The organism is Agromyces larvae (assembly GCF_022811705.1).
Lineage (GTDB): Bacteria > Actinomycetota > Actinomycetes > Actinomycetales > Microbacteriaceae > Agromyces > Agromyces larvae.
In genome coordinates, this window is record NZ_CP094528.1 from 2740641 (window position 1) to 2765647 (window position 25007).

18 protein-coding genes are annotated in these 25007 nt (G+C 70.4%); 7 read left to right on the plus strand and 11 right to left on the minus strand.

Features of this window, described 5'->3' with window-relative positions:
* Nucleotides 1–16 precede the first annotated feature (16 nt).
* The 4 genes from MTO99_RS13205 to MTO99_RS13220 all read left to right on the plus strand — a co-directional run bounded on the left by MTO99_RS13205 (nt 17) and on the right by MTO99_RS13220 (nt 4312).
* On the plus strand, nt 17–898 hold the full coding sequence (locus tag MTO99_RS13205; protein WP_243554104.1) for a hypothetical protein: 882 nt from the start codon (nt 17–19) through the stop codon (nt 896–898).
* Between the two features lie 53 nt (nt 899–951).
* Nucleotides 952–3120: an MMPL family transporter gene (locus tag MTO99_RS13210; RefSeq protein WP_243554105.1), complete on the plus strand. Its 2169-nt coding sequence runs from the start codon at nt 952–954 to the stop codon at nt 3118–3120.
* 54 nt (nt 3121–3174) lie between these two features.
* A complete protein-coding gene (locus MTO99_RS13215) occupies nt 3175–3462 on the plus strand; it encodes a DUF4143 domain-containing protein (RefSeq protein WP_243554106.1) in 288 nt (95 codons plus the stop codon).
* Nucleotides 3463–3538: 76 nt separating this feature from the next.
* Nucleotides 3539–4312, plus strand: a complete 774-nt coding sequence (locus MTO99_RS13220; RefSeq protein WP_243554107.1) for an enoyl-CoA hydratase/isomerase family protein — start codon at nt 3539–3541, stop codon at nt 4310–4312.
* 67 nt (nt 4313–4379) lie between these two features.
* Here the strand turns inward: MTO99_RS13220 and MTO99_RS13225 are convergent, their stop codons facing one another.
* The 9 genes from MTO99_RS13225 to MTO99_RS13265 form a co-directional block, all read right to left on the minus strand.
* On the minus strand, nt 4380–5915 hold the full coding sequence (locus MTO99_RS13225; protein WP_243554108.1) for a CoA-acylating methylmalonate-semialdehyde dehydrogenase: 1536 nt from the start codon (nt 5913–5915) through the stop codon (nt 4380–4382).
* A gap of 247 nt (nt 5916–6162) precedes the next feature.
* Nucleotides 6163–7482 (minus strand): aspartate aminotransferase family protein, encoded by a 1320-nt coding sequence (locus MTO99_RS13230; protein ID WP_243554109.1) that lies wholly within the window; start codon nt 7480–7482, stop codon nt 6163–6165.
* Between the two features lie 104 nt (nt 7483–7586).
* Nucleotides 7587–8744, minus strand: coding sequence for an ABC transporter substrate-binding protein (locus MTO99_RS13235; protein ID WP_243554110.1), 1158 nt, complete (start codon nt 8742–8744; stop codon nt 7587–7589).
* A 37-nt stretch (nt 8745–8781) separates the two neighbouring features.
* Complete coding sequence (locus tag MTO99_RS13240; RefSeq protein ID WP_243554111.1) at nt 8782–9624, minus strand: ABC transporter permease; 843 nt, start codon at nt 9622–9624, stop codon at nt 8782–8784.
* Complete coding sequence (locus MTO99_RS13245; protein WP_243554112.1) at nt 9624–10562, minus strand: ABC transporter ATP-binding protein; 939 nt, start codon at nt 10560–10562, stop codon at nt 9624–9626. Before MTO99_RS13245 ends, MTO99_RS13240 begins: the two co-directional genes overlap by 1 nt.
* Complete coding sequence (locus MTO99_RS13250; RefSeq protein ID WP_243554113.1) at nt 10559–11533, minus strand: ABC transporter permease; 975 nt, start codon at nt 11531–11533, stop codon at nt 10559–10561. Before MTO99_RS13250 ends, MTO99_RS13245 begins: the two co-directional genes overlap by 4 nt.
* On the minus strand, nt 11530–12561 hold the full coding sequence (locus tag MTO99_RS13255; RefSeq protein WP_243554114.1) for a TIGR03842 family LLM class F420-dependent oxidoreductase: 1032 nt from the start codon (nt 12559–12561) through the stop codon (nt 11530–11532). The genes MTO99_RS13250 and MTO99_RS13255 overlap by 4 nt, the downstream gene beginning before the upstream one ends.
* Before the next feature lie 186 nt (nt 12562–12747).
* On the minus strand, nt 12748–14184 hold the full coding sequence (hydA, locus tag MTO99_RS13260; RefSeq protein ID WP_243554115.1) for a dihydropyrimidinase: 1437 nt from the start codon (nt 14182–14184) through the stop codon (nt 12748–12750).
* 153 nt (nt 14185–14337) lie between these two features.
* On the minus strand, nt 14338–15186 hold the full coding sequence (locus tag MTO99_RS13265) for a nitrilase-related carbon-nitrogen hydrolase (RefSeq protein ID WP_243554116.1): 849 nt from the start codon (nt 15184–15186) through the stop codon (nt 14338–14340).
* Nucleotides 15187–15422: 236 nt separating this feature from the next.
* On the opposite strand from MTO99_RS13265, the gene MTO99_RS13270 reads away from it, so the two are divergent.
* Nucleotides 15423–16811 (plus strand): aminotransferase class I/II-fold pyridoxal phosphate-dependent enzyme, encoded by a 1389-nt coding sequence (locus MTO99_RS13270; protein ID WP_243554117.1) that lies wholly within the window; start codon nt 15423–15425, stop codon nt 16809–16811.
* A 170-nt stretch (nt 16812–16981) separates the two neighbouring features.
* Here MTO99_RS13270 and MTO99_RS13275 read toward each other — a convergent pair whose 3' ends face one another.
* Nucleotides 16982–18178 carry an ATP-binding protein gene (locus MTO99_RS13275; RefSeq protein ID WP_243554118.1) on the minus strand — a complete coding sequence of 399 codons (1197 nt, stop codon included), beginning with the start codon at nt 18176–18178 and terminating at the stop codon, nt 16982–16984.
* A gap of 247 nt (nt 18179–18425) precedes the next feature.
* On the opposite strand from MTO99_RS13275, the gene MTO99_RS13280 reads away from it, so the two are divergent.
* A complete protein-coding gene (locus tag MTO99_RS13280) occupies nt 18426–20564 on the plus strand; it encodes a bifunctional lysylphosphatidylglycerol flippase/synthetase MprF (RefSeq protein WP_243554119.1) in 2139 nt (712 codons plus the stop codon).
* Nucleotides 20565–20744: 180 nt separating this feature from the next.
* On the opposite strand, the gene MTO99_RS13285 is transcribed toward MTO99_RS13280, so the two are convergent.
* The gene (locus MTO99_RS13285; protein WP_243554120.1) at nt 20745–23660 is read right to left on the minus strand and encodes an HYR domain-containing protein; all 2916 of its coding nucleotides are present in this window, start codon (nt 23658–23660) and stop codon (nt 20745–20747) included.
* Between the two features lie 154 nt (nt 23661–23814).
* Here MTO99_RS13285 and cofD point away from each other — a divergent pair, with 154 nt between their 5' ends.
* Nucleotides 23815–24834 (plus strand): 2-phospho-L-lactate transferase, encoded by a 1020-nt coding sequence (gene cofD, locus MTO99_RS13290; RefSeq protein WP_243554121.1) that lies wholly within the window; start codon nt 23815–23817, stop codon nt 24832–24834.
* Nucleotides 24835–25007 lie beyond the last annotated feature (173 nt).

The window sequence follows — 25007 nt, forward strand, 5'->3', positions numbered from 1 at the left end:
GCGCGAGAATGGGCGGATGGCGGACAGGGCGCGACGCAGCCGGATGGCGATGGTCGCCGCGACGGCGGCTGCGGCGATCGCGCTGCTCACCGGCGCGGCCTGGGTCGGCGGCCAGGCCATCGACCTCGCGAACGCGCGCAGCGAACTGGATGCCTCGCGGCAGGCGCTCGACGCGTCCGTCGACGGGTTGGATGCCTCGCTCGATGCGGCGCGCACGGTCGACGCCGACGCCCGCGCGGCGCTCGACGCGGCATCCGGCCGAACGCTCGACGAGGTCGCGCGCGACGCGCTGTCGGCCGCACTCGACCCCCTCGCCGCGGCGAGCGCCGACGCCGAGCCGGCACTCGCCGAGGCATCCGACCTGCTCGTCAATGCGACCGATCTCGACGACTCGCTCAGCCCCGACGACGTGCGCTCGACCGCCGGCGCGCTCGACGAGGCATCCGGTCGCCTCACCCGGCTCGACGCCGCGCTCGGCGACGCCGCCGACGACGTGCGCGTCGCGACCACCGCCGTACGCGACGCCGTCGCCGCCCGCGACGCGTGGCTCGAGCAGGTGCGGGCGAGCGCGTACCGCGAGCACGTCTGGGCCGCCGGCTGGACCGCCGAGCTCGACGCCTGCCAGGGCTCGGTCGACCTGAGCGCCGCCTACGGGCTGCCCGCGATCGCCGAGCACTGGTCGTGCACCGGCAAGGAGTTCCCGCGCGACGCCGGCACGTACGTCGTCCTCGACGGCGTGCTGGCCGGCACATACCGCGTCGACGGCGTCGCCGCGATGCTCGACCAGACGACGCACACCACCGCCGACCTGCCGCAGGGGCACGACCTGCTCTACCAGACCTGCATCGACGGCGACTCGCGCACGATGGCGATGGTCGCACTGACCCGCATCGACTGAGAGCCGGCGCGCAACGGGTGGCGCGGGGCATCTGGCGCCGACACCATGGACGCATGAGAACGCTGCGCGTGGTCCTGCCCGCCGTCGTCATCCTCGCGTGGCTGACCCTCGCCGCCGTCGGCGGCCCGTTCTTCGGCCGCATCTCCGAGGTCGCGACGAACGACCAGGCCGGCTACCTGCCCCGCAGCGCCGAAGCCACGCAGGTGAACGAACTGCGCGACGAGTTCCTCGGCGAGGCGACCGGGCGCCCGGCGATCGTCGTCGTCGAACGAGACGGCGGACTCACCGACGCCGACCTCGCCTGGACCGAGGACCTCGCCGGCCGGCTCGCCGACCTCGACGGCGTCGACGAAGTGAGCCCGCCCATCCCCTCGGAGGACGGCGACGCGGCCGAACTCGTCGCCTCCACCTCGGGCGAGGTCGACGAGACGGTCGCGGCGATGCGCCAGGCCGCCGACGTCGACCGCCCCGACGGGCTCGGCGTGTGGGTCACCGGCCCCGCCGGGTTCATCGGCGACCTCGTGGAGGCGTTCGCCGGCATCGACGGGTTCCTGCTGCTCGTCGCGTTCAGCGCGGTGTTCCTCATCCTGCTCGTCGTGTACCGGTCGCCGCTGCTGCCCGTCGTCGTGCTCGCGACCGCGCTCATCGCGCTCACCGGGTCGATCATCGCGGTCTGGTTGCTCGCGAAGATCGGCGCGATCGACATCAACAGTCAGGTGCAGGGCATCCTGTTCATCCTCGTGATCGGTGCCGCGACCGACTACTCGCTGCTCTACATCGCGCGCTATCGCGAGGCATTGCGCGACCACGAATCGAAATGGGATGCCACCTGGCTGGCGCTGCGCCGCTCGATCGCGCCTATCGTGGCGTCGGGCGGCACGGTGATGGCGGGGCTGCTCTGCATGCTGCTCAGCGAACTCAACTCGAACCGGGCGCTCGGCCCGGTGGCCGCGGTCGGCATCGTGTTCGCGCTCGCGGCGACGCTCACCCTGCTGCCCGCGGTCATGCTCGCGATCGGACGGGCCGCGTTCTGGCCGCAGCGGCCGAAGTTCGGCGACCCGCAGCCCGACCTCACCTCCCCCGACGCGAAGGGGTTCTGGCCCGCGGTGGCGCGCCTCGTCTCGCGGCACGCCCGCGCGGTCTGGGTGATCTCGACCGCGGCCCTGCTCGTCGCCGGACTCGGCGTGCTCGTGCTCGACGCCGACGGCGTGCCGCAGAGCGACGTCGTGCTCGGCGAGAGCGAGGCCCGCGACGGCCAGGAGGTGATCGGCGATCACTTCCCGGCGGGCGCCGGCAACCCGGCGCTCATCGTCGGCGCCGAAGCCGACCTGACCGCGCTCGCCGACGCCGCGCTCGAGGTCGACGGGGTCTCGGCGGTGGTCGCGGTGTCGCAGAACTCGCCGACCGGCACCATGCCGGCGGGCACCGATGCACCGCCGTTCCCGATCCCGACGCTCGCACCGCTCGAGCCCACCGTCGTCGACGGGCAGGTCATGCTGCAAGCCACGCTCGAGGGCGCGCCCGACTCGGATGTCGCGGAGCAGGCGGTCACCGACCTGCGCGACGCCGTGCGGGCGGTCGACCCCGACGCCCTCGTCGGCGGCTACACCGCGACCATGCTCGACTCGGATGCGGCGTCGATCCACGACCGCACGGTGATCATCCCGCTCGTGCTCGCGGTGATCCTCGTCATCCTGATGCTGCTGCTCCGGTCGATCCTCGCGCCGGTGCTGCTCGTGACGAGCGTGATCGTGTCGTTCGCGGCGGCGCTCGGGGTGGCATCCGTCGTCTTCGCCGTCGCCGGTTCGCCGGGCGCCGACCCGGCGGTGCCGCTCTACGGGTTCGTGTTCCTCGTCGCGCTCGGGATCGACTACAACATCTTCCTCATGACGCGCGTGCGCGAGGAGTCCGCGCGCCTGGGCACCCGGCCCGGCATCCTGCGCGGGCTCACCGTGACCGGCGGCGTGATCACCAGCGCCGGCATCGTGCTCGCCGCGACGTTCGCGGCACTCGCGGTGATCCCCGTGCTGTTCCTCGTGCAGATCGCGTTCATCGTCGCGTTCGGCGTGCTGCTCGACACGCTCGTCGTGCGATCGCTCGTCATCCCGGCGCTGTCGTACGACATCGGCCCGGCCATCTGGTGGCCGTCGAAGCTGTGGCGCGACGAGCGGGCTGGGCGCGGCGATGAGTCGCGGCGGCTCGGTGCGCAAGACCGCGCCTGAGCGTCATGCAGAACGTCGACCGGAATTGCGGCAGAACGTCGATTGATACTCCGGGTGTACACCCAGCCGCTCAACGGCACGGTGGAATCGTGGCGGGATTCGAACGGCAACGAAGTCGACGCAGTGGTCACCGTCCGCGACGGCCGATGGGGAGCGTTCGAGGTCAAGCTGGATCCGACCGCCGCGGACGACGCAGCGAGGTCCTTGCTGCGGTTCACGGCCTCCGTCGACACAGAACGCCACGGTGTTCCTGCGGTCCTCGGCGTCATCACGAGCACCGGATACGGTTACCGTCGCACAGATGGCGTGCAGGTGATCCCGATCACCACGCTCGGCCCGTAGTCGCAGAGCGAACGGACGGTACGGACAAACCATCGCCGAGCCGGAACCGCGAGAACCGCTCGTCTAGGCTCGCAGGGTGAGCAACGACGCGATCCTCTTCGAGGTCTCCGACGGCATCGGCCGCATCACCCTGAACCGCCCCGACCGGCTGAACGCGGTCGACCCCGACGCGATTCGGCGCTGGAACGAGATCGCCCACGAGGTCGCCGAGCGCGACGACGTGCACGCGATCGTGTTCGACGCCGTCGGGCGCGCGTTCTGCGCGGGCGGCGACCTGCGCGCGATGAGCGAACTCGCGGCCTCCTCCGACGGGCCGGCGGGTGCGACGATCACGGCGCTGGCCGACGAGATCCACGAGGGCCACCGGATGCTCCGCGACAGCGGCGTCCCGATCGTCGCCGCCGTGCAGGGCGTCGTCGCCGGCGGCGGGCTGGGGTTCATGCTCGTCGCCGACCTGATCGTCGCGAGCGAGCAGGCGGTGTTCCAGAGCGGGTACGCCGACGTCGGCCTCACGCCCGACTGCGGGGTGAGCTGGCTGCTGCCCGAGGCGGTCGGCCAGCGCCGCGCGCTGGAGCTCACCCTGACCCCGCGACGGTTGAGCGCGGCCGAGGCCGTCGAGTGGGGGCTGGTCACCGAGGCGGTCGCCCCCGACGCGCTCGCCGACCGCGCGCTCGCGATCGCGCAGGCGTGGGTCGCGGCATCCGGCGCCTATCGCGAGGCCAAGCGCCTGGTGCGCGCGGCCGCCGAACGCTCGTTCGCCGCGTCGCTCGACGACGAGGCCCGCACCATCGGCGCCGCCTTCGAGACGCCGGCCGCGCAGGCCCGCATCGCCGCCTTCACGGCGCGCTGACCGCCTTCCGCGCCGGTCGAGGATCGTCGCGCGAAACGCGACGCTCCTCGACCGGCGAAGGTTGGGATCAGTCGTGCTGGGGGAAGCCCAGGTTGATGCCGCCGTGCGTCGCCGGGTCGAGCCAGCGGCTCGTGATCGCCTTCTCGCGCGTGAAGAACTGCACGGCCGCGGGGCCGTACGCCTTCGCGTCGCCGAACATCGACGCCTTCCAGCCGCCGAACGAGTGGTACGCGACCGGCACCGGGATCGGCACGTTCACGCCGACCATGCCGACCTGCACCTCGCGCTGGAACCGCCGCGCGGCGCCGCCGTCGTTCGTGAAGATCGCGGTGCCGTTGCCGTACTTGCCGCGGTTGATGATGTCGAGACCCTCCTCGTACCCCTCGACGCGCACGATCGACAGCACCGGCCCGAAGATCTCGTCGGTGTACACGGGTGAGTCCAGCGGCACCCGGTCGATCAGGGTCGGGCCGAGCCAGAAGCCGGATGCCTCGCCGTCGAACTCCCCGTCGCGCCCGTCGACCACGACCGTCGCACCGTCGCCGGCCGCGCGGTCGATGTAGGTCGCGACCTTGTCGCGGTGCTGCTCGGTGATGAGCGGCCCCATGTCGCACGAGCGGCGGCCGTCGCCGGTCTTCAGACCCGCCATCCGCTCCTTCACCTTGGCCACGAGGTCGTCGGCGATCGAGTCGGTCGCGAGCACGACGGAGATCGCCATGCAGCGCTCCCCCGCCGAGCCGAATCCCGCGTTCACCGCCGAGTCGGCGACCAGGTCGAGATCGGCGTCGGGCAGCACGAGCATGTGGTTCTTCGCACCGCCGAGCGCCTGCACGCGCTTGCCGTTGCGGGCCGCCGTCTCGTAGATGTACTGCGCGATCGGGGTCGAGCCGACGAACGAGATCGAGGCGATGTCGGGGTGCTCGAGCACCGCGTCGACCGCCTCCTTGTCGCCGTGCACGACGTTGAACACGCCGTCGGGCAGGCCGGCCTCCTGCAGCAGCCGGGCCATCCAGATCGCGGCGCTCGGGTCCTTCTCGCTCGGCTTCAGCACCACCGTGTTGCCGGTCGCGATCGCGATCGGGAAGAACCACAGCGGCACCATCGCCGGGAAGTTGAACGGCGAGATGATGCCGACCACGCCGATCGGCTGGCGCACCGTGTACACGTCGATGCCGGTCGAGACCTGCTCGCTGTACTCGCCCTTCATGAGCTGGGCGATGCCGCACGCGTACTCGACGACCTCGAGGCCGCGCGCGATCTCGCCGCCCGCGTCGGAGAGCACCTTGCCGTGCTCGCTCGTGAGGATCTCGGCGAGCTCGCCCTTGCGGGCGTTCAGCAGCTCGCGGAACGCGAACAGCACGCCCTGGCGCTTCGAGATCGAGGTCGCGCTCCAGTCGGCGAGCGCCCGCTTCGCGGCCTGCACCGCGGTGTCGACATCGGCGGCGCTCGCGAACCGCACGCGCTTCTGCACGACGCCGCGGGCGGGGTCGTAGACCGGCCCGCTGCGGTCGCCGGTTCCCGAGGCGGATGCCCCGTCGATCCAGTGGTCGACGGTGCCGACCTCTTCGGCCCGGGCGGGGGTTTCGGTCAGTGTCTGGCTCATGAGATGCCTCCATGCATCCGCTCGCCGAGCCTGTCGAGGCGAGCCATCGTGATCCCGACCCCTTCGACAGGCTCAGGGGGCCGAACGTCCATCCATCCGCTCGCCGAGCCTGTCGAAGCGAGCCATCGTGATCCCGACCCCTTCGACAGGCTCAGGGGGCCGAACGTCCATCCATCCGCTCGCCGAGCCTGTCGAGGCGAGCCATCGTGATCCCGACCCCTTCGACAGGCTCAGGGGGCCGAACGTCTCAGGTGAGTTCGGTGCTCAGGGCTTCATCGTAGATCGCCAGAGCTTCGGCCACTTCCTCCGCCGTGACCACGCACGGCGGCACCACGTGGATGCGGTTGTCCTGCACGAACGGCAGGAGCCCGCGCTCGACGAGCGCGGCTTTGATGCGGCCCACCGCCGCGGCGGGCAGCGGCTCGCGCGTCTCACGGTCGGCGACGAGCTCGACCGCCCAGAACACGCCCTCGCCGCGCACTTCGCCGATGACCGCGTGCCGGTCGGCGAGGTCGGCGAGCGCCGGCCCGATCTCGGTTTCGCCGATGGCGCGCGCGTTGTCGACGATGCCCTCGGACTCCATGGCGTCGAGCGCGGCGACGATCGAGGCCATCGCGAGCGGATGCCCCGAATAGGTGAGGCCGCCGGGGAACACCCGGTCGTCGAAGGTCTGCGCGATCGGCTCGTCGATGATGACGCCGCCGACGGGGACGTACCCCGAGTTCACGCCCTTCGCGAACGTGATGAGGTCGGGCCGCACGTCGTACCCGTCGAACGCGAACCACCGGCCGGTGCGACCGAATCCGGCCATCACCTCGTCGAGGATGAGCAGGATCCCGTGCCGGTCGCACAGTTCGCGCACCCTCGCGAGGTAGCCGGGCGGCGGCACGAGGATGCCGGCGGTACCGGGCACCGTCTCGAGCAGCACCGCCGCGATCGACGTCGGCCCTTCGGCCTCGATCACCCGACGCAGGTGGTGCAGCGCTCGCTCGGTCTCCTGCTCGGGCGTCGTCGCCCAGAACTCCGACCGGTAGAGGTACGGCCCGAAGAAGTGCACGTGCCCGCGGGCGAACTCGTTCGGCACGCGACGCCAGTCGCCCGTCGACACGATCGCCGCGCCCGTGTTGCCGTGGTACGAGCGGTACGTCGACAGGATCTTGTCGCGGCCGGTGTGCAGCCGTGCCATCCGGATCGCGTTCTCGTTCGCATCCGCACCGCCGTTGGTGAAGAACACGCGCCGGAATCCTTCGGGCGCGCGCGCGACGATGCGCTTGGCCGCCTCGCCGCGGGCGAGGTTCACGGTGGCGGGTGCGACGGTGGTGAGCAGCTCGGCCTGCTCGCGGATCGCCGAGACGACGCCCGGGTGCTGGTGCCCGATGTTGACGTTCACGAGCTGGCTCGAGAAGTCGAGGTATTCGCGGCCGGCGTGATCCCACACGCGGCAGCCACGGCCGCTCGCGATCACGAGCGGGGAGGCCTGCGACTGTGCAGACCAGGAGTGGAAGACGTGCGCCCGGTCGAGCTCGCGCGCCAGTGCGTCGAGGTCGGCGACGGTGTCGTCGGTCATGGGGTGTGCCTTTCTCTTGGATGGACCGCTGGCCCTTCGACAGGCTCAGGGGCCGGGACCGGCCGCTCCCCGAGTCCGTCGAAGGGAGCGGCCGATCGCGGGTGCTAGTTGCCGCCCTCCTGGAGCTCGACCTCGATGGGCGACCAGTTCTCACCGGTCAGGTCGAGGCCTTCGCCGTCGAGCTCGTCGAGCGCCTTCTGGATCCACTCGTTCGTCCACGCGGACGCGGGCGGCTCCTCGGTGATGAGGTGGGCGCCCGACTCGTTGACCGCGGCGAGCGCGCCCGCGACGGTCTTGTCCCAGGCGGCCTCGTCGATGATGCCGATGCCGTCGGGCGACGGCCAGATGAGCTTGTTGGTCTCGTTGACCATCCACAGCTCGTGGCTGGGGCCCCAGCCACTGCCGGCCGCGATCGTGATCTCGGACGCCTGCTCGGGGTTCTCGGCGGCGAACACCCAGCCCTTGATGACGGCCTTCAGGAACTTGACCGTGGTCTCCTGGTACTCCTCGTCGCTCTCGAGCCGCTCGGTGTCGGCCCAGATCGCGTCCTGGAGCATGGCGCCCTCGGTGTCCTCGTACGAGATCACGTTGAAGTCCTCGGGCTGGTACTGCTCGCCGGTGTCGGGGTTCACCGACTCGAGCAGCTGCGCGTACTCGTTGTACGTCATCGCCTGCGCCGCGTCGATGTCGCCCTGCAGGAACGCGTTCATGTTGAAGTCCTGCGTGATGATCTCGACGGTCGTCGAGTCGAGGCCCTCGGCCGCCATCGCGGCGAAGATCTCCCACTCGTTGCCGAAGCCCCACGAGCCGATCTTCTTGCCCTCGAAGTCGGCGACCTCCTCGATGCCCGAGTCGGCCCACGACACCTGCAGGGTGCCTGAGCGCTGGAAGATCTGCGCGATGTCGGTGAGGTTCGCGCCCTGCTCGATCGAGCCGAGCACCTTCGGCACCCAGGCGATCGCGTAGTCGACGTCGCCGTTGGCGAGCGCGTCCTGCGGCACGATGTCACCGCCCGAGGGGATGATCTCGACGTCCAGCCCCTCCTCTTCGAAGTACCCTTGGTCGGCGGCCGCGAAGTAGCCGGCGAACTGGCCCTGCGGCAGCCACTGGAGCTGGAGCTTGACCGGCGTGAGCTCGCCGGCGTCGCCGCCGCCTCCCCCGTCTCCGCCGGAGTCGCCCGACGAGCAGGCGGTGAACACGAGTGCCGCGGCTGCGGCCAGGGCACCGAACGTCGCGAGGCGACGCGGTCTGCTGTGGTTCATGTCGATCCTTCCGTGGTGCGTTGTCGGATGGTGCGGGTCACCGCTGGGCGCGGTGGGGCTGGACGAGCCGTTCGAGGGCGAGGGTGGCGAGGTAGAAGAGCAGGCCGAGTGCGATGGATGCCACGACGTACGCCCAGGCGCGGGCGTACGCGCTCGACGCGGCCGACGTGGAGATCAGCCCGCCGAGCCCGCCGCGGGGGCCGCCGAAGTATTCGGCGACGAGCGCCGAGATCACCGCGAGGGACGACGCGATGCGGATGCCGGTGAGGGCGAACGGTCGCGCGGTCGGCAGGGTGAGCTTGCGCAGCACCTGGCCCGAGCCCGCCGCGTACGCCTTCATCAGGTCGCGGTGCACGGGCGCGGTCTGGCGGAACCCGCGCAGCGTGTTCACGAACACCGGCACGAACGAGGCGAGCGCGGCGATCGCCTGCCGGCCGAACTGGCTGTCGGCGCCGAACATCGAGTTCAGCACGGGCGCGAGAGCGACGATCGGGATGACGGCGAGCGACGCCACCACCGGTGCGCTCATCAGGTCGATCGCGCGCCAGCGCGCGGCGAGCGCGGCGAGCACGAGCGCGAGCAGCGAGCCGACGACGAGGCCGAGCAGGGCGTTCGTGCCGGTGATGATCGACGCCTGCAGGATCGACGGCCAGTAGGCGGCGAACTCCTCGGCGATCGACGCGGGGCTCGGCAGCAGGTAGTCGGAGACGCCGACGACGCTGACCAGGAACTGCCAGATGCCGAGCACCACGAGCCCGACCACGATCGGCGCGAGGATTCGCAGCACGGTCTCGCGGCGGTTGCGCGCGGCGCGCGAAGCGCCGAGGCGCGCCCCGATCACCGCCGTGGTGTTCGCCGTCGTGCTCGCCGTGCTCGCCATCAGCGCGTCTCCACCCCGCGGGCGCCGGCGACCGGTGCCCCGTGCAGCGCCTCGCGCACGGCCGTCACCATGTCGAAGAACGCGCGCTCCTCGCGCAGGCCCTCGGTGCGTCCGGCACGCGTGCCGCTCGAGGCATCCGGCCCCAGTTCCATGGTGACGATCTCGCGGATGCGACCCGGTCGCGGACTCATCACGACCACCCGGTCGGAGAGGAACACCGCCTCGGGAATCGAGTGCGTGACGAACACGACGGCCGCACCGGTCTCGCCCGCGATGCGCACCAGGTCGGCCTGCATCTTCTCGCGGGTCATCTCGTCGAGCGCCCCGAACGGCTCGTCCATGAGCAGCAGCCGCGGCTGCTCGGCGAGCGCGCGGGCGATCGCGACGCGCTGCTGCATGCCGCCCGAGAGCTGGTCGGGGTAGCGGTCGGCGAACTCGGTCAGACCCACCATGTCGAGCAGGTGCGCGACCCGGTCGCGCCGGGTTGCGGATGCCACGCCGTGCACCTCGAGCGGCAGCGCCACGTTGTCGGCGACCGTGCGCCAGGGCAGCAGCCCCGCCTGCTGGAACGCGATGCCGTAGTCCTGGTCGAGCCTGGCCTGCTTCGCCGTCTTGCCGAACACCGTCACCGTGCCCGTGCTCGGCTCGTCCAGGTCGGCGACGAGCCGCATGAGCGTCGACTTGCCGCAGCCCGACGGGCCGATGAGCGACACGAACTCGCCCGCAGCGATCGTGAGGTCGATCGCCTCGAGCGCCTGCACGTCGCCCGAGCGGGTGTCGAAGACCTTGTCGACGCCGGTGATCTCGACGGCCGGCGCTCCCTGAGCCTGTCGAAGGGAGCCCGCTTCGACAGGCTCAGCGAGCGAGCGCTCAGCGGGCGAGCGCTCAGCGAGCGAGCGCTCAGCGCGCGAGGGCTCGTCGCGTCCAGTGTCGGTCATGCCGTCTCCTCGTTGCGTCGGTAGTTCTTCAGGAGCACGCCGAGCAGGGCCACCGAGCCCGCGGCGACGAGGCCGAGCAGGATGGCGCCGAAGATCGGGCCCCACGCCTTCGCGGGGTCGCCCGACGCCTGCCCGGCGAACTGGATCAGGATGCGCCCGATGCCGCCCTGCAGGCCCGTCGACACCTCGGCGACGACGGCGCCGATGACGGCGTTCGCCGCACCAAGGCGCAGCGCGGGCAGCAGGTACGGCACGGCCGCGGGAGCCCGCAGCTTCCATAGCGTCGCCCAGTAGCCGGCCGCGTAGGTCTGCATCAGCTCGGTGTGGATGCGGTCGGGCGATTGCAGGCCCTTCAGCGCGCCGACCGCGATCGGGAAGAACGCGAGGTAGCTCGCGATGAGGGCGACCGACATCCAGTCCTGCCATTCGAGCGCACCGATCTCGATGCGCGACCCCCAGCTCTTCACGACGGGTGCGAATGCGATGAGCGGCACGGTCTGGCTGAGGATGATCCACGGCAGCAGGCCCCACTCGGCGAGCCGCCACCGCTGCATCACGAGGGCGAGTCCGACGCCCACGACGAGGCCCACGAGCCATCCGGCCGCCGCGATGCCGAGCGTGGTGAGCGCCGCGAGCAGGATGACCAGCCACAGCGGCAGCGCGTTCGGCGAACGCGTCACCGGCTCGGCGAGCCGGCCCAGCATCTCCCAGACGTGCGGCATCGCAAGGTCGGTGGTGCGGGGCAGCACGCGCAGCCCGCCGATCACGACGCCGTCGGCCGGGGCGAGCAGCTTGTAGGCCTCCCACAGTGCGACGAGCGCGAGGATGCCGCCGATGCCCCACCCGACGGCCGACGCTCGCTGAGCCCGTCGAAGCGAGCCCCGGCGGTGGGCTTTCGCCCCTTCGACAGGCTCAGGGAGCCCTTCGACAGGCTCAGGGAGCTTCGGGCTCAGGGAGCGAGAACCGCTCATGACTTCGCCCTCAGGTGCTCGGTCATCGCGGGGATGACCGTCTCGCCGTAGACGCGAAGCGTCTCCTCCTTATTGTCGTGCTGGAGGTATCCGGCGAACTGGTCGACGCCGAGCTCGGCGAGCTGCTGCAGCTTCGCGATGTGGTCGGACGCCGTGCCGAGCAGACAGAACCGGTCGACGATCTCGTCGGGCACGAAGTCGACGTGGTCGTTCTCGGCGCGCCCGTGGGTGTTGTAGTCGTACCCGGTGCGCCCCTCGATGTACGCGGTCAGCGCCTCGGGCACGTCGCCGGTCCCTGAACCCGTCGAAGGGCCGTATTTCGCAACGATGTCGGCGACGTGGTTGCCGACCATGCCGCCGAACCACCGGCACTGGTCGCGCATGTGCGCCCAGTCGTCGCCGATGTAGAACGGCGCCGCGACGCAGAACTTGATCGACATCGGGTCGCGGCCGGCCTGCTCCGCGGCATCCCGCACCGTCTGGATCATCCACTTCGCGATGTCGACGTCCGCGAGCTGCAGGATGTAGCCGTCACCGACCTCGCCCGTGAGCTTCAGCGCCATCGGGCCGTAGGCGGCGACCCAGACCTCGAGCTCCGAGCCCTTCGACCACGGGAACTGCAGCGTCGAGCCCTTGTGCTCGACCGGTCGCGAGTTCGCGAGTTCGCGGATCACGTGGATCGACTCGCGCAGCTCGGCCATCGTCGTCGGCTTGCCGTTGGTCACGCGCACCGCCGAATCGCCGCGGCCGATGCCGCAGACCGTGCGGTTGCCGTACATCTCGTTCAGGGTCGCGAAGATCGACGCGGTCACCGTCCAGTCGCGCGTGGCCGGGTTCGTCACGAACGGACCGACCTTGATGTGCTTGGTCTGATCGAGGATCTGGCTGTAGATGACGTACGGCTCCTGCCAGAGCAGATGCGAGTCGAAGGTCCAGACATGGCTGAACCCGTGCGCCTCGGCGAGCTTCGCGAGCTGCACGGTGCGTGCGGCGGGCGGGTTCGTCTGGAGGACGGCGCCGAATTCCATGGATGCTCCTTCCTTCGTTTCCCGGTTCCCTGAGCCTGTCGAAGAGCGTTCGCTTCGACAGGCTCAGCGAGCCATCCGTTCCTTCGTTTCCCGGTTCCCTGAGCCTGTCGAAGAGCGTTCGCTTCGACAGGCTCAGCGAGCTTCGACAGGCTCAGCGAGCTTCGACAGGCTCAGCGAGCCATCCGTTCAGATCAGGTACTGCGACAGGCCGCGCTTCAGGAACTTCCCGTCGCCCTTGGCGCCGAGGTACTCGTTCCCGTCGACGACGACCTTGCCCCGCGAGATGACCGTGTCGACGTGCCCGTCGACCTCGAAGCCCTCCCACGCCGAGTGGTCCATGTTCATGTGGTGGGTCTTCCCGTACCCGATCGAGGTGTGCCCGTTCGGGTCGTACACGACGATGTCGGCGTCGGCGCCCGGCTGGATCACGCCCTTGCGCCCGTACAGGCCGAACATGCGCGCCGGGGTCGTCGAGGTGAGCTCCACCCAGCGTTCGAGCGTGATCTCGCCGGTCACGACGCCCTGGTACATGAGGTCCATGCGGTGCTCGATCGAGCCGATGCCGTTCGGGATCTTGCGGAAGTCGCCGAGCCCGAGCTCCTTCTGGTCTTTCATGCAGAACGGGCAGTGGTCGGTCGACACCATCTGCAGGTCGTTGGTGCGCAGCGCCTGCCACATCGAGTCCTGGTGGCCCTCTGCTCGCGAGCGCAGCGGCGTCGAGCACACCCACTTCGCGCCCTCGAAGGCGCCCCACTGGTCGCTGGATGCCCCGAGCTGCTCCTCGAGCGAGAGGTACAGGTACTGCGGGCAGGTCTCGCCGTAGACGTTCTGCCCCTTGTCGCGCGCCCAGGCGAGCTGCTCCACCGCCTGCTTCGCCGACACGTGCACGACGTACAGCGGTGCGCCGGTGAGTTTCGCGAGCATGATCGCGCGGTGCGTCGCCTCCTCCTCCATCTCCCAGGCGCGGGCGATGCCGTGGTAGTACGGGTCGGTCTTGCCCTGCTCGACGAGCTGTGCGGCGAGCACGTCGATCGCGGGCCCGTTCTCGGCGTGCATCAACGTGAGCATGCCGGTGTCGCGCGACACCTGCATCGCCTTCAGGATCTGCGCGTCATCCGAGTAGAAGACACCGGGGTAGGCCATGAAGAGCTTGAAGCTGGTGATGCCCTCGTCGGGCAGCTTCCGCATCGCGTCGAGCGAGGCCTCGTTCACGTCGCCGATGATCTGGTGGAACCCGTAGTCGATCGCGCAGTTGCCGGCGGCCTTCTCGTGCCAGGCGGCCAGCCCGTCTTCGACGCGTTGACCGTAGGTCTGCACCGCGAAGTCGACGATGCTGGTCGTGCCGCCGTGCGCGGCCGCGCGGGTTCCGGTTTCGAAGGTGTCGGATGCCTCGGTGCCGCCGAACGGCAGCTGCATGTGCGTGTGCGCGTCGATGCCGCCGGGGATCACGTACTTGCCGGTCGCGTCGATGACGCGGTCGACGGAGGTCGCGACATCCGACCCGAGCAGTTCGCTGCCCGGCTCGAGCACCGCGACGATGCGCTCGGCGTCGACGAGCACGTCGGCGGCGACGCGGCCCGTGGCGCTGACGACGGTGCCGCCGGAGATGAGTGTGGTGGTCATGGGGATTCCTTTCCGCCGCTCCCTGAGCCTGTCGAAGGGCTGAGCCTGTCGAAGGGCTGAGCCTGTCGAAGGGCTGAGCCTGTCGAAGGGCTGAGCCTGTCGAAGGGGCGGCGATCGGATCCGCTCCCTTCGACAGGCTCAGGGAGCGAACGACTACGGCTTCGGGATGGACGTGTACGACTCGGGGCGGCGGTCGCGGTAGAACTGCCAGGCGTTGCGCACCTGGCGGATCATGTCGAGGTCGAGGTCGCGCACGACGACCTCTTCGGAGGTCTCGGAGCCGTAGTCGCCGACGATGTTGCCCTGCGGGTCGACGAACTGGCTCTTGCCGTAGAAGTTCACGGCGAGGTCGCCGTACTCGTTGTCTTCGAGGCCGACCCGGTTCGCGGCGCCGATGAAGTAGCCGTTCGCGGCGGCCGCGGCGGGCTGCTCGATCTCCCACAGCCGGTTCGACAGGCCGGGCTTGGTCGCGTTCGGGTTGAACACGATCTGCGCGCCGTTCAGGCCCAACTCGCGCCACCCCTCGGGGAAGTGCCGGTCGTAGCAGATGTACACGCCGATCGGCCCGACCGCGGTCTGGAACACCGGATAGCCGAGGTTGCCGGGGCGGAAGTAGAACTTCTCCCAGAACTTGTCGAGGTTCGGGATGTGGTGCTTGCGGTATCTGCCGAGGATGGTGCCGTCGGCGTCGACGACGACCGCGGTGTTGTAGTAGACGCCGGGCTGCTCCTCCTCGTAGATGGGCAGCACCATGACCATGCCGAGCTCCTTCGCGAGCGCGGCGAAGCGCTGCACGATGGGGCCGTCGGCCGGCTCGGCGTAGTCGTAGTACTTCACGTCCTCGGTGATGCCGAAGTACGGCCCGTAGAACAGCTCCTGGAAGCAGATGACCTGGGCGCCCTGCGCGGCGGCGTCTCGCGCGAACTGCTCGTGCTTGTCGAGCATCGAGTCCTTGTCGCCGGTCCAGGTCGTCTGCGTGATGGCCGCTCGGACGATCGTCATACTGCCTCCTGTTTCGGGTCGGCGTCATTGCCGTCCGCGGTGGGCGATGGTGCCTGCTGCCTACCGGGGCGCTGGGGGACGCCGAGAGGTGGTGCCGAGAACGCTGCGACGGGCCATCCGACCCGTTCTGTTATTCTTCGGCGTGAACATTTCCCTTGTGTTTCACTCTGTGACGTACGTGTAAGTCATTGTGAGGGTCGCCCCTCTTCGCGGCAAGAGGCAGACAGGGTGGAACCGTGCAGAACGGGATCGAGATCGACGGCGGGTCGCCGAGCGACATCGCCGCGTCGATCGCGCGGCTCATCACCGACGGGCAGCTCGCTCCGGGCGAACGGCTGCCCACCGTGCGGGCCCTCGCCGCGCAGCTCGGCGTCAGCCCGGCGACGGTCAGCCAGGCCTGGCAGGCGCTGTCTCGCGCCGGGCTCATCGTGTCGCGCGGGCGGGCCGGCTCCTTCGTCAGGCGAGCGGATGCCTCGTGGCTGCCGCCGCGCACGCAGGGGCTCGCCGGCCACCTGGGCCCGACCCGGCTCGACCTCTCGCGCGGCACCCCCGACCCCCTGCTGCTGCCGCGCCTCGGCCGCGCGCTCGCCCGGGTGTCGGCGATCGCCGACACCCCGAGCTACCACGACCTGCCCGTCATCCCCGAACTCGAACGCGTGCTGCGAGACGGCTGGCCGTACGAGGCCGAGGCGATCACCGTGGTGGACGGCGCGCTCGATGCGGTGAGCCGCGCGCTCGAGGCATCCGTGCGCTTCGGCGACCGCGTCGCCGTCGAGGTACCCGGGTTCCCGCCGTTCTTCGACCTGCTCGACGCGCTCGGCGCGAGCCGGGTGCCGGTCGCGGTCGATGCCGAGGGCGTGACGCCCGAGTCGCTCTCGGCCGCGCTCGGGCAGAAGCCCCGGGTCGTGCTGCTGCAGCCGCGCGCCCAGAACCCGACCGGCGCATCGATGACGGCCGGACGCGCCGAGCGGCTCGCCCGCCTGCTCGCGACCCACCCCAACGGCGGCGACGTGCTCGTCATCGAGGACGACCATTCGGGGCAGATCTCGACGTCGGCCGACGTCAGCCTCGGCCGCTGGCTGCCCGACCGGGTGCTGCACGTGCGCAGCTTCTCGAAGTCGCACGGCCCCGACCTGCGGATCGCGGCCATCGGCGGCCCGGCCCAGGTCGTCGACCCGATCGTCGCGCGCCGGATGCTCGGGCCCGGGTGGACGTCGCGCATGCTGCAGCGGATCCTCGTCGACCTGCTCACCGACGGCGAGTCGATGGACGAGGTCGCCGAGGCGACCCGGCAGTACTACGCCAGGCAGCGCGCGCTGGCTGCGGCGCTCGAGGGGTTCGGCGTCGAGCCGACCCGGTCCGACGGCATCAACACCTGGCTGCCCGTGCACGACGAGCGATCGGCGCTCGTGCAGCTCGCGGCGGCGGGGATCCGCGTCGCGCCCGGCTCGCCGTTCCTCGCAGCGGACGGCGGCGCGGGCGGTAGCGCGTTCGTGCCCGGCGCGTTCGTGCGCGTCACGGTGGGCATGATGCGCGAGGATGCCTCCGGCGTCGCCGCCGCCCTCGCCGCAGCCGCCCTGCCCCACCCGCCCGGCGTCTACTCCCTCGAGCACCGCTGGGCGTAGCGCCCACCGCTGGTCGAGGAGCGCCCGAGCGCAGCGAGGACGCGCTCGAGACCTCGTGACCTGCGCCGGGTCGTGCGGGTTGCCTGACGCCTACTCCGAACCGGCAGACGCCTCGAGCGCACTCGCCACCGCCTCGAACTCGGCGAGCGGCGCGGTGAGATCCTCCACGATCAGTCCGAGTGCTTCCGAGCGATGAAGTCGGCCATGCCCGGGACAGTGAACGCCACGTACCCGCGGTCGGGCGAGTAGATGTGCCCGTTCTTGATGAGTTCATTCCGCGAGACCGAGAGGTCGCTGGTGCGCGACTTCCCCGTCCGTTGGACGAGGTCCTGAATTGCGGATGGCCGATCCTTGTCCTTCGCCATCGCCTTCATCATGTCTCGCTGGGCAGGTGTGGCGCGGTCCCACCGCGATTGGTAGAGCCCCCGGTCGACTTCGTCGCGCGCGAGTTCGATTCCGACGCGTGCGTCGTCGTCCGTGATGCGGTCCGGTACTGCTCGTGCGTCCCAGACATGCTTGCCGCAGGCCTGAGCGAAATATGGATACCCGCCGATCGCTCGCCGCGCAGCCACGAGCGCGGATTCCTCCCATTCAACCCCCCGGGCTTCGGCCGGTTTCGTGAGTGCCGTCGTGGTCTCGGCATCATTCAGCAGTCCGAGATGCCGATAGTCGTACAGACGTTCGGCGTAACTCGTCGCGTCGGCGAGTACCGACGGGAGCGAGGGTAAGCCGGCACCGATGAACACGATCGGCACCGGCCGGGGAGCTTGGCCCAGCGTGTGCAATGCGACATTCAGGCCGTTGAGATCAGTCTTCGGTGCGTCCTGCAGTTCGTCGATCGCTACGAGAACACCCATGCCGAGATCCCTCGCCGTGAGCCCCAGTTCCTCGAAGAGGTCGAGGATGTCACGTTCGAAGTCGCCGGTGTCCGCGCGACCGGGCATCGCCTCGACCGTGAACCCGAACGAGTACGTACCGGCCGGGTCGACGGTCAGCTGGAATGACCGGAAGACTCGGAGGAGGCGAGCCACTTGATCTCGGATCTGCTCACCGGGCGTCGCGAGCTTTCGCAGTTCCAAGTGCAGCGCCTGCGCAAGCGTCTTTCGGAGACTGCCGCCCGCGATGGCTTCCACCTTCACGGCGATCCATCGACGGGATTCCGTCGCGTTTCGGACGAATTCGTTCAGGAGCACCGTTTTGCCTACGCCCCGAAGGCCGGAGATGACGATCGGACGGTCACCCTCGGACGCTTCAATCACCTGTTCCATCACACCGGCGACCTGCCCGAGGATGACGTCTCGGCCGGCGAGTTCTGGTGGGACGCGACCTGCGCCCGGGCGGAACGGGTTCGACCTGAACGACTCCATTCTCTAACCCTTTCTCAAGTCGTATATGGAATCTGCTTATACGCGAAGATACATCCATATCGGCGCCTCGTTCACGATTGACGACCGGCCCTTTCACATCTCCGGGTACGTGCGGTCGCCGGGTGTCCCTTCAAGACCGCCGACCCAGTGCGAACAGGGTCGCCATGCCAGCCGCCTCACAGCCACTCGCTTGTCGCGCTGCGGCGCGCGCCGATACCGTGGGCACACGCCTTGGGGGAGGCATCCGATGACCGTGACATCCGAACGCGAACCGGCGGCGACCGCCGCGCCCGCACGCACCATCCCGCGCCCGATCGCGTTTCTCGCCCGCGTGCCGTTCACGCTCGCGCTCATGGCGACACTGCTCGTCGTCGGCATCGCGACGGGCGGACTGGTGCGGCCGATCACGGAGGCCGACTGGTACGAGACGTTCGCCTACGGTGCGCCGTCGTTCGCCGACGCCCGATGGTGGACGGTCGTCACCGGCACGTTCCTCGTGATCGCGCCGTGGGGGTACCTCATCCTGGCCGTGCTCGTGCCGCTCGGGGTCGGATGGCTCGAGGTGCGCCGGGGCTCGGGTGCCGCGGCGGCCTACTTCTTCGGCGGGCAGCTGATCTCTGTCATCGCGGGTGCGGTGCTCATCGCCGGGTTCGCCGAGCTCGGCTCGAGCTGGGCCGCCGGGCTCGTCACCCAGGTCGACGTCGGCCCGTCGGGCGGGGTCATGGCGTGCCTGGCCGCGGCGGCTGCGAGCCTGGAGTCCCCGTGGCGCAGCCGGGCGCTGCTCGTGCTCACGGCGTACGTGCTGGTCAGCGTGCTGTTCCTCGGATCGATCGCCGACGTCGAGCACGCGGTCGCGGTCGGCACGGTCCTGCTCATGAACGCCCGGTCGTTCACCAAGCCGACCGTGCGGGAGCAGCGGTTCGTCGCGTTCGTCGCGATCGTCGCCCTCACCGCCGTGCAGGTGCTCGCCGCCCTCGTGCCCACGCGCGGCCCGTTCGGGGCGACCTACGCCGGCGGCATCGACCTGTTCGACGTGCTCCTCGACACCGTGATCGTGGTGGTCGTCGCGACCGGGCTGCGGCGCGGGTACCGGGCGGCATGGGTCACGACGCTGGTGCTCGCGACGGTGAACGTGCTCGCGGGCGCGCTCGCGGTGTTCCTCATCGCCCACCCCGAACTCCTCGGCGGCCTCGACAGCACGCTCGACGCGGCCGACCCCGACGATCGCGAGGGGCTCGCGTTCGCCGCCGCCACCGGATTCCTGTGGGCGGTGCTGCTGGTCTGGTTGCTCGTCTGCGCGCGGGCGTTCCGCGCGCGGTTGCGCCGGCGGCTGATGGGGGACCGCGGCGCCGATCGGCCGGGGACACGCCTCACGGAGACGCGCCACACCGTCGAGACGACCGGCGGCGGCGTGCTGTCGTGGATGGCCACCTGGCGCGACAACCGGCACTACTTCGGTTCGCCCGACACCGTCGTCGCCTACCAGACGCACCAGGGCGTGGCGCTCGTCCTCGGCGACCCGATCGCGCCCCCCGATCGGCTCGGGGCGACCCTCGCCGAGTTCATCGCCGCCGCCGAGCACGCGGGCTTCATCGTGTGCGTGTTCGGCGCGAGCGCCGCGGCTCGCGACGCGATGCCGCGCGGATGGCACGCGCTGCAGATCGCCGAGGACACCATCGTCGACCTGCCTGGCCTGGAGTTCACCGGCAAACGCTGGGGCGCGGTGCGCACGTCGCTGAACCGCGCCGAACGCGAGGGGGTGCGGTTCCGGTTCGCCTCGCTCGCGACCGAGCCGCGGTCGGTGCGGGCGCAGATCGGCGCGATCTCCGAGCAGTGGGTGGGTGACAAGGGCCTGCCCGAGATGCGCTTCACCCTCGGGTCGATCGATGAGGCGCTCGACCCCGCGGTGCGGATGGCGCTGGCCGAGACATCCGACGGCACCATCGAAGGGTTCCTGAGCTGGCTGCCCGTGTACGCACCCGGCGGCGCCCCGCGCGGGTGGACGCTCGATCTCATGCGTCGGCGCGAGGGCGGCTTCCCCCCGGTGATGGAGTTCCTGATCGGGTCGTCGGCGCTCGCGTTCCGCGACGAGGGCGCGCAGTTCCTGTCGCTCTCGGGCGCGCCGCTCGCGCACTCCGAGGAGCTCGACGACGAGTCATCCGTCGAGCGCGTGCTCGACCGACTGGGCGCGCTGCTCGAACCGGCCTATGGATTCCGCTCGCTGCACCGGTTCAAGCAGAAGTTCAACCCGCGCGCCGAACCGCTGTACCTGCTGTACGGCGACGGCGCCGATCTCGCGCGCATCGGCGTCGCGCTGGTGCGCGCGTACCTGCCCGATGCCTCGGTGCCGCAGCTCGTGCGCGCCGGGCTGACGATGGGCGGATAGCGCGGCGCGAGCGGGTGGCATGGCGCGAGCGGATAGCGCGGCGCGAGCGGGTGGCGCGCTCGAATGCGGGAAGCACGTTCCGAGGTGCGCTCGGCCCGCGGACTCATCACTCGTCACCGACTCCGGCACTGATGCGCAGGTGGCATCAGTGCCGGAGTCGCCCCGAGTGCGCGGGTCGCTTCAACGATGGGCGGATGCCTCGCGGCGGCGCTGCCCGATCCGCACCGCCGCGGCACCGGCGAGCAGCAGCGCGAGGGCAGCGAGCAGGGCTGCCTCAGCCTCGGCGCCGGTCGAGGCGATCCGACCGGTCGGCCCCGCCCCGGCACCGCCCGAACCGCCGCCCGAGCCGCCCGAGCCGCCGCTGCCACCCGGATCCTCACCCGGGCCGCCCGGTTCGGTGGCCTCGTTCACCGTGATCGTGAACGAATCGCTGACCACCGCGAACAGCACGATCTGCTCGGGCGGCGCCGAATCCGTGGCGGTGCAGGTCACCGTCGTGACGCCGATGGGGAAGAAGTCGCCCGAAGCGGCGTCGCACACGGTCGTGATCGGCGGGATGCCGCCGGTCACCGTCGGCGGCGGGAAGTCGACGTTCGCCCCGCTCTCTCCCGGGTCGGCCGTGACGACGATGTCGTCGGGGGCCGTGATGGTCAGCGGGTCGCTCGCCGTCGGCAGCACGTAGGTCACCGAGTTGTCGGTCGAGAGGGATGCCGCGTTGGGCAGGTTCGCCGCATCGGTGAACGCGGCGGCGGGGATGCTCGCGGTGAGCGTTCCGTCGCCGAGCAGCCCGTCGACCTCGAGGGTGTACAGCGTCTCGGTCGCGCCCGGCACGAGCGTCGCGGTCGGAACGCCGGGGCCGGTCCAATCCAGCAGCACGTCGCTCGCGGCGAAGCCGGCGACCGCCTCGGAGACGAGGATGTCGAACACGATGGGCAGCACGCTGGTCGGGTCGACCTGGGCGGCACCCTGGTTGATCGTCACCGTCGGGGCGGTCACATCGCCCTCGTCGAACTGGAACGTCACCTGGTTGTCGAACGTCGTGGACGCCTCGCTCAGATTCGCCGCGACATCCTGCGCGGCGCCCGCCGGAATCTCCGCGATCACCAACCCGTCCGCGTTCATGCCCGACACCTCGACCGTGTACGTATCGCCATCCACCGCGACCACCGTCGCCGTCGTCGGATTCGCCGAACCCGACAACACCACATCCGCGTTCGTGAACCCCGTCACCGGCTCACTGAACTGCACATCGAACACGATCGGCGACACCGACGTCGGATCCACCTGCCCGACCCCCTGGTTGATCGTCACCGTCGGGGCCTCGGTGTCGACCGGCACATCGGTGTCGATGATCGTGACCGTCGCCGTGCCGTCGGTGATCGAGACGTCGAAGCCCGGCGGGAACGGCGGGTCGGCCGGGAAGCCGTCGATCGAGACGAAGTAGGTCTCATCGGGGTCGACCTCGTCGTCGTCGAGCGCGTCGACCGGGATGTCGATCGACGCCGCGTTCTCGGGGATGGTGAACGTCTGGGCGGTGATCGGCGAGAAGTCGGTCGCACTCGTCGGCGGCACCGCCGAGGTCGAGACGATGACGTCGAACGCGGGGTGAGTCGTCGGCGTCACCGTGATCGGCACCACGTCGGCGCTGCCCTCGGGGATCGAGACATCCGTCGGCATCGCGACCTGGATCTCGGTGCCCTCGCCCACCTCGACGACGACCTTCTCGACGGTCGGGAAGTCGTTCGTGTCGAAGTCGAATCCGAAGAACGGCACCTGGATGCCGTACGGCGGATCGCCGAGGTACTGCAACGGCAGCCCGTTGTTACCGAGGTCGCTGACCAGGAACCGCACGGTGCACGTCACGTCGGCCAGACCCGTCGCGTCGAATTCGACCTGATCGAGGACGTAGTTGAGGTCGTCGATCGCGTTCAGCCCGCTCACGACGCCGGCGAACGCGCTGTGCGGATCGCTCGGGTTGCCGGTCGCGAACGGCAGGTTCTTGACCTCGTCGGGCAGCGCGTTCATGGCCGCCTCGATCACCAGCGCCTTGTTCGCCTCGTACTCGGCGAACGCCTCGGGTTCGGTGGCCTCGTCGGGTGAGACCGCGAAGTCGAGCGTGTCCTGCATGAGCTGCTCGAGGTCTTCGTAGATCGAGAACGGCGAGGCGGGCATGGAGAACATGCCGCAGTCGGCCCACGCGATGAGCAACCACTCGTCGCCCGGCCCGTCGAGGGTGTCGTTGTCGTCCTGCTCGTCGTTGTCCTCATCGACGACGTTCCAGTCCTCTTCATCGGGTTCGCCGACATCGGAGCCGGCATCACCGAGGAAGCCCGTGCCGCCCGACGGCACCTGGAACACCTGGTCGGGCACCGTGACCTCGGGGAACCCGTTGATCTTCTGCACGCGGATCTCGACGTCCATCGACGCGGTGCCGATCGCGGGGTCGCCGGCGCCGAGCTGCACGAGGAGCGTTTCGGGGTTCGCGCCGTTGTAGGAGTAAGGATCGTCGGCCGTGCCGTCGTCGTCCTCATCGGTATCGGGGAGGTAGACCAGCGTCTGCAGCGCGGCATTCACCTGCGCCGTCGTGCCGATCAGGGCGACCGCGGGCGCGGGGAGGTCGTCGAGCAGGTGCTTGTCGCGCTCCAGGGCTCCGTCGGGGAACTTCAGCACGTCGTCGTCGCTGTCGCCGTCGTCTTCGACCGAGGGCAGCGGATCGAATGTCAGCTCGCCGTGCGAGACCGAGAGCTGCACGGCGGTGCACCCGCCCAACGGCCAGTCCGGCGCGACCATCGCGCACCCCTGCTCCCCCGACTCGACCACGATCGACCGCACGTCCTGCGAGATCAGGTCGGTCGAGCCGTCGAACTTCAGCTCCCCTTCGGGGATGATCGTCGGGAACCCGTCGGGCAGCGACACCGGCAGCGAATCGGCCGGCGCCATGTACAGGCGGGTGGGCGGGTCGGTGAAGTCGGGCGGTGCCGCGAACGCGGGCGCCGAGACCCCCAGGGCGAGCAGGCCGGTGGCGGCGGCGACGGCGACGGATGCCGCGGCGGCACGCCGCCTCGTTGCGGCGCGGGCCGACCGTGCACGGGACATCCTCAACGCCATCACGGCCCCCAATCGACGATGACTGCTGCGCTGGTGCTCAGGCAACCAGTCGGCGGGGATGCCCGTCAAGAGGATCCACGAGGAATCCTCGCGATATCAGGGCTGGCCCTGATCGTGCCGGGCCGCCGCCTACGCTGGGACGATGCGGATCACGGTGCTGGCGGGCGGTGTGGGCGGCGCGCGGTTCGTGCGCGGTGTGCGCGAGGAGGTCGCCCGTCGCCGCGGCGGCGACGAGATCACCGTCGTGGTGAACACCGGCGACGACCTGTGGCTGGCAGGCGTGCGCCTCATGCCCGACTTCGACTCCATCCTCTACGCGCTCGCTGGCGTGAACGACGCCGAACGCGGCTGGGGTCGAGCCGGCGAGACCGAGCGCGTCGCGGCCGAACTGCGCGAGTGGGGCGTCGGCTGGCCGTGGTTCACCCTCGGCGATCTCGACCTCGGCACCCACCTCGCCCGCACCTCGTGGCTGCGCGACGGACTCACCCCGTCGCAGGTCGGCGAACGCCTCCAGCGACGCTGGCCGATCGGGGTACGGCTCATTCCGGCGACCGACACCGAGGTCGACACGCACGTGCTCGTCGACGCGGCCGGGCTCAGCGGCGCGGCACCCCTGCCCGGCGCCCCCGCGACGGCCGAACTGCACTTCCAGGAGTGGTGGACCCGCTACCGCGCCGCGCTGCCCGCACTCGCATTCCGTCAGCGGAATAACGACGCAGCCCGTCCCGCACCCGGGGTGGCCGAAGCGATCGCCGATGCCGACGTCGTGCTCATCGCCCCATCGAATCCGGTCGTGTCGATCGGCACGATCCTCGCGATCCCGGGCATGCGCGACGCGCTCGCGGCGACACGTGCGCCCGTCGTGGGCGTCTCGCCGATCATCGGCGGCAAGGTCGTGCGCGGCATGGCCGACGCATGCCTGCACGCGATCGGCGTCGAGACCGACGCCGGCGCGGTCGCGCGGCACTACGGCGCCCGCGGCTCGGGCGGCCTGCTCGACGGCTGGCTCGTCGACGAGACGGATGCCCCGGCCGCCGACGCCCTGACCGCCGACGGCATCACGACGCGCGCCGTGCCGCTCTGGATGCGCGACGTCGACACGTCGGCCGCGCTCGCGCGCGACGCGCTCGACCTCGCCGGCGGGCTGCGCCCCGCCGCCTGACCCTCCACCCCCGGCGTTCGGACGCGTTTCGGCGGCAACCCTGGCCGGAAACCCGCCGAAACGCGTCCGAACGCCGCCGCAGGCGGTGTCGACCGACGCGGCGTTCCCCTCGTGTTCCCTTTCCGGCACGCTAGCGATCGACGGGACGACCGGGACATGGGGAGCCCTCCCCT